Consider the following 8,704-nt stretch of genomic DNA (forward strand, 5'->3'; position numbering starts at 1 on the left):
ACGATCCAGGCGGATCCCGGACCCGCGTTGACACGAACGTTATCTTCTCAGGCGATAGTTGTCAGTGGCTATTGCGGCTGAGGAAACCCGTAACGGGCGGTCAGTGCGGCGATGGCGCGGTCGTTGCCCGATTGCACCAGGTTCGCCTGCCGCAGCGCCGTGCCTTGGGTTCCCGGCCATTCGATGAGGCGCATCGGGCCGCCGACCTTTTCCGGCCGGCTGCCGCAGAGCCGGTGCATCCAGTAGAGCCAGACGTCGTCGGCGCCGGGCGCCAGCGCGTCGAAGAGGTCGCGGCGGCAGACGTCCGGATGCAGCGTGCCGGGGGCGTAGAGTATCCCGCCGACCCCGGTGGGAAACACCAGCGGCCCGGTTTCCGGATGCGGGATGTTGCGCCGCCAGTCGCGGTAGGGCGCCGGCGCGCCGCCGGGGTCCAGCGCCACCCGATGCGCGCGGTTGGCCACGACCGGCGCGCCCGCGGCGACCAGGGATCCGAGCCAGCCGGCCCCATAGTAGGTGTCGTCATCCGCGGTCACGATGGTCGCCTCCGGCATCGCGTGCAGGGCCGGAACGATCTTCTTGTAGGAGCGCAGGTCGCCGCAGGGCGCGATCTCCAGCCCCCGGGCCGCAAGGTCGGTGACGGCGCGCGGCAGGGACGCCATGTCGTCCCGCGCGATCCAGAGCACCACGCGGTCCGGCGCGACGGTCTGGCACAGCAGCGCGGCCAGCGTGTGATGCAGGCACCCGAACCGGGCCGGGTAGCTGGTCAGGCTGACCACCAGCGGCGTTTTCAGCCCGTGCGGGCGCGGCGAAACGCGCAACGGACGGGCGGCGATCTCGGCGAGGGCGCGGCGGACCCGCCAGCGGTGCTTTGCGGCGCGGATCAGCTCTGCGGGCCGCGTCATGTTCCGCGCCAGGCGCGTGCCAGCCAGTCCACGTCGCCGATCCGGCGGTACCACTTGCCGCCGGTCCCGTTCAGCACGTCGGACATCTTGGGCGCGCCGGCGAAAACGACGATCCGGGCGCCCTCCGGCACGGCCGGGTCGCGCAGGTAGCTTGCCGCGTAGCGCGGCACGCAGTCGTTCTTGAAGCTGACGCACCAGCCGCGGGGCCAGTAGTCCAGCTCACCGCGCGCGGCGAGCTGGGCGGACTGGAACTGCTGCGAAATCTCGTAATCGCGGGTGGCGGCGACCGGGTCGGCCAGGAAGGCGTCCAGCACATGGGCGTGCTGCCCGATCCGGTAGCGAAACACCGACGAATTGCCGACCATATGCAGGAAGCGGTCCCGCTCTGGGTTGAGGCGGCGCAGAGGCTTGGCGCGGAACAGGTCGTCGTCGCGCAGGATGCGGAAGGTGCCGGGCAGGTCGAAGAACGGATCGAGCCGGTCCACGATCACCAGGTCGAGGTCCAGAAACAGCGCGGTGCCGGACAACCCGCCCAGATCGCGCCGGAACAGCGCCAGCTTGCGCCAGCGCGTGTCGCCATGGCCGGGCGGCAGGCCCAGATCCGGCAGCGGCATCGCCTCGACCTGCGGATCCAGCCCGGCGGCGTCGTCGGTGAAGCACACGAAGCGGTGCGGCCGCGACAGGTGCCGGGCGACGCCGCGCGCCAGGTTGTTGACGTAATCGGCCCCGTAGAGGTTGCCCCATTTCATGCACAACACAAGGACGGGATCGGTGGTCATGGCTCCATGGCCGCCAGGTCCAGATGCAGAGGACGCCGCAGGTGGCGGCCGTCGAAAGTGACGGCCGCGGGATCCTGGAGCGGTGCGTCGGCGCCGACATGAGGATCGGCGTAGCGTCCGCAGGCGATGTCGTCGATCAGGGCGTCGGCCATGACCCGGCACCGGCATGTCCAGTCCCTGCGCAGACGCCGCTCTCGGCCGGTGGTCGCCCCGAGCCGGGTCAGGCCGTGGCGGATCCTGCGCCGCAGCGCCACCGGCAGCGATTCCGGCCTGCGGCAGTCCAGCCGGTCCGGGTCGTGCCCGAGGTGCGCGATCTCACGCCGGTAGAGCGGATGCGGCTGGCCGTGCGGGGTGGCGGGGTCGGCCGCGCCCTGCCACGGCTTGTCGCGGCTGGAGAAATGCAGGAACACCGGCGGAAACACGGTCTCGAACCCATCGTTGAACAGCGCCTGCTGGAAGTTGAAGCGGGGGCTGAGTTCGGTCCATCTGTCCTGGAAGAGCCAGTTCAGGAAGTCCTGGTCGGGCATCATCACGGCAGGACCGCAAAGGGTCGCAAACCGGCCGAGTTCGGCCGACATGTCGATGTCGGCCCATGGCGCAGGGTCGATGAGCAGGGCGCCCGAGTTGAAATAGCGCTGCCCGCGCAGACCGATCGAGGCGAGCCATTCACCGCGGCTCAGGCCGGTCCCGGCCGGTCCCTTGCCGATAGAGGCGCCGTCCTGCACCGCCCCCAGACCGCCCGGCAGCGGAACCGACAGGAGGGCGTCGTCCCGGTCCATCACACAGATATCCGCGTCCAGATACATCACCCGGCCGTAGTCGCGCAGCAGGGCCGGAGCGAACAAGCGGCAGTAGACGATGGCCGGCCAGTCATCCGTCGCCGGCAGCGGCTGCGGCAAAAGCGGCATCAGGCGGTTGTCGTGGCGAAAGACCCCATCGCCCAGCCGCGTGACGCCACCGGACCCGCCGGCCGATTCCACGAAGATGCGGACATCGGCGTTCCACAATCGGCGGATGCGGGACGCCTGCATCAGTGCCGGTGGAACATATCGTTCGTCGGCGACGAAGTAGAAAGCGAGATTGCTCGTATTGGCACGAACGGGCGGGGTTCGGCCGGGGAGCCCCCGAACGCGAAGAGGCATCCGAACGGATGCCTCTCGCTGATGTCGAGCGTCGGACAGGGTTCAGCCCTCGGCGTCTTCCTTGACCATTTCCTGGCCGGTCTCCTGGTCCACCACCTTCATCGACAGGCGCACCTTGCCGCGGTCGTCGAATCCCAGAAGCTTGACCCAGACCTCCTGGCCTTCCTTCAGGACGTCCGACGGATGGTTGAGGCGGCGGCTTTCGATCTGGCTCACGTGCACCAGCCCGTCGCGCTTGCCGAAGAAGTTCACGAAGGCGCCGAAGTCCACGATCTTGACGACCGTGCCCTTGTAGACCTTGCCCTCTTCCGGCTCCGCCACGATGGAGTAGATCATGTCGTAGGCGCGCTTGATGGCCTCTCCGTTGGGCGAGGCGATCTTGATGACCCCGTCGTCGTTGACGTCCACCTTGGCGCCGGACGTCTCCACGATCTCGCGGATGACCTTGCCGCCGGAGCCGATCACTTCGCGGATCTTGTCGGTGGGGATCTGCATGGTCTCGATCCGGGGCGCGTGCTCGGAGAATTCGGCGGTCTCGGAGAGCGCCTTGTTCATCTCTCCCAGAATGTGCATCCGCCCGGCGCGGGCCTGCTCCAGCGCCTTGCGCATGATCTCCGGCGTGATCCCGGCCACCTTGATGTCCATCTGGAGCGAGGTGATGCCGTTTTCGGTGCCCGCTACCTTGAAGTCCATGTCGCCCAGGTGATCCTCATCGCCCAGGATGTCGGTGAGGATCGCGTAATCGCCGTCCTCCTCCAGGATCAGGCCCATGGCGACGCCGGCGACCGGCGCCTTGAGGGGCACGCCCGCGTCCATCATCGACAGCGAGCCGCCGCACACAGAGGCCATGGAGGAGGAGCCGTTCGATTCGGTGATCTCCGACACGACGCGGATCGTGTATGGAAAGTCGGTCGCGGCGGGCAGGACGGCCTGGAGCGCGCGCCAGGCCAGCTTGCCATGGCCGATCTCGCGCCGTCCGGTGAAGCCGAAGCGGCCCACTTCGCCGACCGAGTAGGGCGGGAAGTTGTAGTGCAGCATGAAGTTCGACTTGTAGGTGCCGTTCAGCGCGTCGATCATCTGCTCGTCGTCGCCGGTGCCCAGGGTGGTGACCACAAGGCCCTGCGTCTCGCCGCGGGTGAACAGGGCAGAGCCGTGGGTGCGGGGCAGGATGCCGGTTTCGGCCACGATGGCGCGGACCTCGTCCGTGGCGCGGCCGTCGATCCGCTTGCCGCCCTTGACCACGTCACCGCGAAGAATGGACGATTCGAGCTTCTTGAACGCCGCGCCGAGGTTCTCGTCGGCGGTCTGCTCATCGGACAGCTGGCCCATGACATGCGCACGCGCACCGGAGATCGCGGTGGTGCGGTCCTGCTTGTCGGTGATCGCGAAGGCGGCGCGCATCTTCTCCTCGCCGGCGGATTTCACCGCGGCGTAAAGGTCGGCGTAATCCGGCGGCTGGAAGTCGAACGGCTCCTTGGCGGCGGCCTCTGCCAGGTCGATGATCAGGTCGATCACCGGCTGGATCTGCTCATGGGCGAAGGTGACCGCGCCGAGCATTTCCTCTTCCGACAGCTCGTAGGCCTCGGACTCGACCATCATCACCGCGTCCTTGGTGCCCGCGACGACCAGATCCAGGCGCTGGTCGGGGTTTTCCCGCAGCTTGTGCATGTCGTCGATCTCGGGGTTCAGCACGTAGTCGCCGTCCTCGTACCCCACGCGGCAACCCGCGATCGGCCCCATGAACGGCGCGCCCGACAGCGTCAGCGCGGCGGATGCGGCGATCATCGCCACCACGTCGGGGTCGTTGACCAGGTCGTGGGACAGCACGGTGCAGATCACCAGCACTTCGTTCTTGAAGCCCGGCACGAACAGCGGACGGATCGGACGGTCGATCAGGCGGGAGGTCAGCGTCTCCTTCTCGGTGGGACGGGCCTCGCGCTTGAAGAAGCCGCCGGGGATCTTGCCGGCGGCATAGTATTTCTCGTTGTAATGCACGGTCAGCGGGAAGAAGTCCTGCCCCGGCTTCTGGCTCTTGGCGAAGGTGACGTTGGCCATGACGCTGGTCTCGCCCAGCGTGGCGATGACCGATCCGTCGGCCTGACGCGCGACTTTTCCGGTCTCCAGCGTGAGGGTCTCTTCGCCCCACTGCATCGATTTCTTGGTCTCGTTGAACATCTGTCGTATCCTGTCTGGGCCGCGCGGAGCCCTCTCCGCCGGTCCGTTTGCATGGCGGCCGTATTGCCGCCGACCCCCCTATCGTTCCATGCGCCGGGGTCAGGGCGTCACGTCTCAGATCAGGCGCCCCTACAGGATTTCGCGTTTCAAGGCCAGTGGGGTGTGCGGATGCGGCGCGGTGCGACGGGATCGGTGCATGGGGTCGTCCGGCAACCGTTTTTCGCGCGTCCGGCACGCGCGGCAATCGCGCGCATGTCGCGGCCCGGTTCGGGCCGGCGGCGCTGCGGACGGGGATTGCGCCGGCACCCCGCGGCGTCCGGGTTCTGGCCGGCGGCACTCCGGCACCGGACCCAGCAAAAAGGGCCCGCCGGGGCCCTTTCGGTCTCTCGCCGTGTTTGTGCCGGTATGCCCGGCGGCCGCCTCAGCGGCGGATGCCCAGGCGCTTGATGAGATCCTGATAGCGGGCCTCGTCGCGGGCCTTGGTGTAGTCGAGCAGCTTGCGCCGCTGTGCCACGAGCTTGAGCAGACCGCGGCGGGAATGGTTGTCCTTGGCGTGGGTCTTGAAATGCTCGGTCAGCGCGGAAATGCGGTGCGTCAGGATCGCGACCTGCACCTCAGGCGAGCCGGTATCGCCGTCCTTCGTCGCGTAATCCTTGATGACCTTCTGCTTGTCTTCTGCCGTGATCGACATCGGGCGTCTCCTTCATGGTTCCGGTGTGACGGCGCCGTCCGGGATGTCGTCCAGTCCGGGCCCCTTGCCGCGCGAAGGCGCGACCGGCAGGTGACTAGACCAAGCGCGCGAAAATGAAAAGATCCGCCGTTGACCCCGGCGCATTAACCGCGTCGGTCGAATATATTGGAACAATGAGGGAACATCCAGTAGCGTGCAGGATGTGTGTCGGGGTTGGGGGCAACATGTTCACCGGAATGATTTTGGCGGCGGTTCTGGGCGGTTTGGCGCTGCCGGAACTGATGCGGCTCGGCGATGACGACGAAGAGGCGGAGGCGGCGCCCGACCTTCCGGACGGCCGCAACGGCGACCTTCTGACCACCGCATCCGGTAATCCGGACGGGACCGGCGACCCCGGGGCCGGTCCGACCGGCGCAGGCGACTCAGCGGCCGGTCCGGGCAACGCCGGCAGCGATGCGGCGCTTCACCCGGATGCCGTCCAGGCCGGGGCCGCGCCCGGCGACGCGGAGGCGTGGCTGGACCCCGCGTCCGGCGATGCGCCCGCCGAACTGCCGGACGAATTGGATGTCGTCGAGATCGATCCCGGCGTCCACGATGTGCTCGATTTCGATCCCGACAGCGACGCCCTGGTCGTGCAGGTGCCGCTGAATACGACCGGCTATTTGACCCACCCCGGCAACGATACGGTCGATCCGCCGCTGCCTCCGTCCCTGACGTTCGAGGTTCCCGACGGCGCGGTAACGATGCGCTTTCCCGGCCTTTCCGCCGTGCCGGCGGATGCCGTAAGCATCCGCGGAGACGACGGCGCATCAATTCCCCTGACAGACTTGCTCCTGGACGGGGCCGGCGGGCTGACGGCCGAAAATGGTGAGGCGGCCGCATCGCCCGAAGGATACTCCTGCGCCGTGCCGTCGGACGCCGGGCCGGACTTGGCGGGCGTCGCCGCGGGGGCGGACGCCTCGATCGTGCCGGCGCCGACCGATACCGTCTCCGGACCCGCCGCTGACGGCGCGGAGATCGAAGAGGACCGGCCGCCGACCGTCGCGGTCCAGCAGGTGGTGTCGGAAGAGATTGTCGATCAGGGCGATCCGTCGGCTTTGATCCGGTTCTTCGACAAGGGGGCCGACATTCTGCGGGTGGAAACCGATCTGGACGGTGAGGTGTCCGTCCGTCCGTCCGAGGGCGGCGACGAAGCGCAGATATGGATCGGCAACATGCAGGTCGCGAACGTCCAGAACGCGCCGGATTTCAGCCTGGACGACCTGGACGTCATTCGCGCGCCCCAGAGCATCGACTGGACCTCAACAGTGCGGTGACCCCAGCGCGCCGATGCGGCCGACCCCTCTGTCCGGGGTGCAGACCGGACGGAGGTAGGAAGAAACGGGCTGGACCTTCAAAAAAGCAGGCTTTTCGCCGCGGTCGTTGTATCGCCGACACGAGCTCCGACCGCGATGGCCTGGCGCCACACCACAAGGCCGAATGCGCGCCTCTGGCGCTCGACCAGGGATCGGGACACTCGACTCTGGACAATCCGCCCACCATGGCCTGCGCACCGATGCTATCGCTGGTCTGGCGGCCGCTCAGAAACATCCGGATCGGTCGTCCGATCGCATCGGTGACAGCGTGCAGTTTCGAGTTCAGGCGGCCTTTCGTACGTCCGACGATCCGGGCCATCGAGATCACCGGCAGCAACGTCGGCGATGCGCCCATCCGAGTTGCTCGGCCAGAGCTGCACGAACCCGTCGAGGATCCGCAGCGCTTCATTGTGAGTGACATGCTTCTGGGCCTGCGCCGCGAGGAGGTAGGGCAGCAGGAGATGGATCGCGGCGTCGGACATGGGGGCCTCAGATGGTCAGCGTCACTGTTTTCGGCGCACCCCGCCCGATCAGGGCGGAAAGCTGGAAGATGCGGATAACGAGCGTGTCGCCGGAGCCGAGCGGCGCGCCCCAGTCGGCGGTCTGGGCGGCGGCGGTGTAAATCGCGCTCGTGGTGGCCGCGCTCAGCACGCGTTTCACGGTCGCGCCGTCGAGGATCTCCACCTCGTAGGGGTTTTTGTTGCAGAAAGGCCGCCTGAGGCGTGAGTGTCCCTTTCCCGTTCGGGTTCAGGCCACGCGGACGACCTCGGCGGTGCCGAGCGCGTTGAAGCGATTGATAAGGGCGACACGGATGTGGATTTCGGCGGTCTGGCGGTCTGGGTCTCTCGCGGCGATGCGCTCGCCGAAGGCCTTCAGGCATCGCATCTTGGCCTCCACGCGGCTTCGGGCGTGGTATCCGGTCCACCGCTTCCAAAACGCCCGACCGTAGTGACGCGTGGCGCGCAGGGTTTCGTTGCGTGCCTTGGCAGCCGGACAGTCCTCCTTCCAAGCCCGACCGTTCCTTCGGATGGGTATGATTGCCGTGCCACCGCGTGCGATGACGGCGCCGTGGCAGCGGCGGGTGTCGTAGGCGCCGTCCGCGGTCACGGTGCCGATGTCTTCGTCTTCGGGGATCTGGCCCAACAGGTCCGGCAGGACGGGGCTGTCGCCTTCCCGGCTGTGGGTGAACTCGACGGCCAGGATATCCGAGGTGGCGGTGTCCATCGCCAGATGCACCTTGCGCCATTGGCGGCGACCCTGAATGCCATGCTTCCGGGCCTGCCACTCGCCATCGCCGAGGAACTTGATGCCGGTGCTATCAACCAGCAGGTTCAGTGGCCCGCCAGCACGGCGATAGGGGATCTGAACCTTCAAGGTCTTCTGCCTACGGCACAGGGTCGAGTAGTCCGGAACGGGCCAGTCCAGCCCCGCGAGTCGCAGCAGACTGGCGACCATCCCGGCAGTCTGTCTGAGCGGCAACTTGAACAGAACCTTGATCGATAGGCAGAACTGTATCGCGGCATTCGAAAAGACCGGGGGGCGCCCCGGGCGTCCCTCATGCGGCGCGTGCCAGGTCATCTCCTTGTCCAGCCAGATCAGCAGCGACCCGCGCTTCCTGAGCGCATCGTTGTAGGTGGACCAGTTCGTCGTGCGGTAGCGG

At 67.5% G+C, this 8,704-nt stretch carries 8 protein-coding genes and 1 pseudogene; 1 reads left to right on the forward strand and 8 read right to left on the reverse strand.

Annotation, left to right across the window (positions count from 1 at the left end):
• Positions 1-68: 68 nt before the first annotated feature.
• The 5 genes from KW83_RS15115 to rpsO all read right to left on the reverse strand — a co-directional run bounded on the left by KW83_RS15115 (position 69) and on the right by rpsO (position 5,689).
• Positions 69-902 carry a hypothetical protein gene (locus KW83_RS15115; protein WP_051928554.1) on the reverse strand — a complete coding sequence of 278 codons (834 nt, stop codon included), beginning with the start codon at positions 900-902 and terminating at the stop codon, positions 69-71.
• Positions 899-1,681: a hypothetical protein gene (locus KW83_RS15120; RefSeq protein WP_036180573.1), complete on the reverse strand. Its 783-nt coding sequence runs from the start codon at positions 1,679-1,681 to the stop codon at positions 899-901. Before KW83_RS15120 ends, KW83_RS15115 begins: the two co-directional genes overlap by 4 nt.
• On the reverse strand, positions 1,678-2,712 hold the full coding sequence (locus KW83_RS15125) for a glycosyltransferase (RefSeq protein WP_036180575.1): 1,035 nt from the start codon (positions 2,710-2,712) through the stop codon (positions 1,678-1,680). Before KW83_RS15125 ends, KW83_RS15120 begins: the two co-directional genes overlap by 4 nt.
• A 153-nt stretch (positions 2,713-2,865) precedes the next feature.
• Complete coding sequence (pnp, locus tag KW83_RS15130; protein WP_036180576.1) at positions 2,866-4,998, reverse strand: polyribonucleotide nucleotidyltransferase; 2,133 nt, start codon at positions 4,996-4,998, stop codon at positions 2,866-2,868.
• Positions 4,999-5,419: 421 nt separating this feature from the next.
• Positions 5,420-5,689 carry a 30S ribosomal protein S15 gene (gene rpsO, locus KW83_RS15135; RefSeq protein ID WP_036180579.1) on the reverse strand — a complete coding sequence of 90 codons (270 nt, stop codon included), beginning with the start codon at positions 5,687-5,689 and terminating at the stop codon, positions 5,420-5,422.
• Between the two features lie 236 nt (positions 5,690-5,925).
• Here rpsO and KW83_RS15140 point away from each other — a divergent pair, with 236 nt between their 5' ends.
• Positions 5,926-7,005 (forward strand): hypothetical protein, encoded by a 1,080-nt coding sequence (locus tag KW83_RS15140; RefSeq protein ID WP_152563611.1) that lies wholly within the window; start codon positions 5,926-5,928, stop codon positions 7,003-7,005.
• Between the two features lie 242 nt (positions 7,006-7,247).
• On the opposite strand, the gene KW83_RS22020 is transcribed toward KW83_RS15140, so the two are convergent.
• The 3 genes and pseudogenes from KW83_RS22020 to KW83_RS15150 all read right to left on the reverse strand — a co-directional run.
• The gene (locus tag KW83_RS22020; protein WP_081904637.1) at positions 7,248-7,526 is read right to left on the reverse strand and encodes a hypothetical protein; all 279 of its coding nucleotides are present in this window, start codon (positions 7,524-7,526) and stop codon (positions 7,248-7,250) included.
• A gap of 7 nt (positions 7,527-7,533) precedes the next feature.
• A pseudogene (locus KW83_RS15145) lies at positions 7,534-7,734 on the reverse strand (hypothetical protein); the annotation flags it as partial.
• A 57-nt stretch (positions 7,735-7,791) separates the two neighbouring features.
• Positions 7,792-8,704 (reverse strand): IS5 family transposase (locus tag KW83_RS15150; protein ID WP_036180586.1); only part of this gene is annotated, 913 nt, incomplete at its 5' end.

Origin of the sequence: Palleronia rufa (genome assembly GCF_000743715.1) — a bacterium.
Lineage (GTDB): Bacteria > Pseudomonadota > Alphaproteobacteria > Rhodobacterales > Rhodobacteraceae > Palleronia > Palleronia rufa.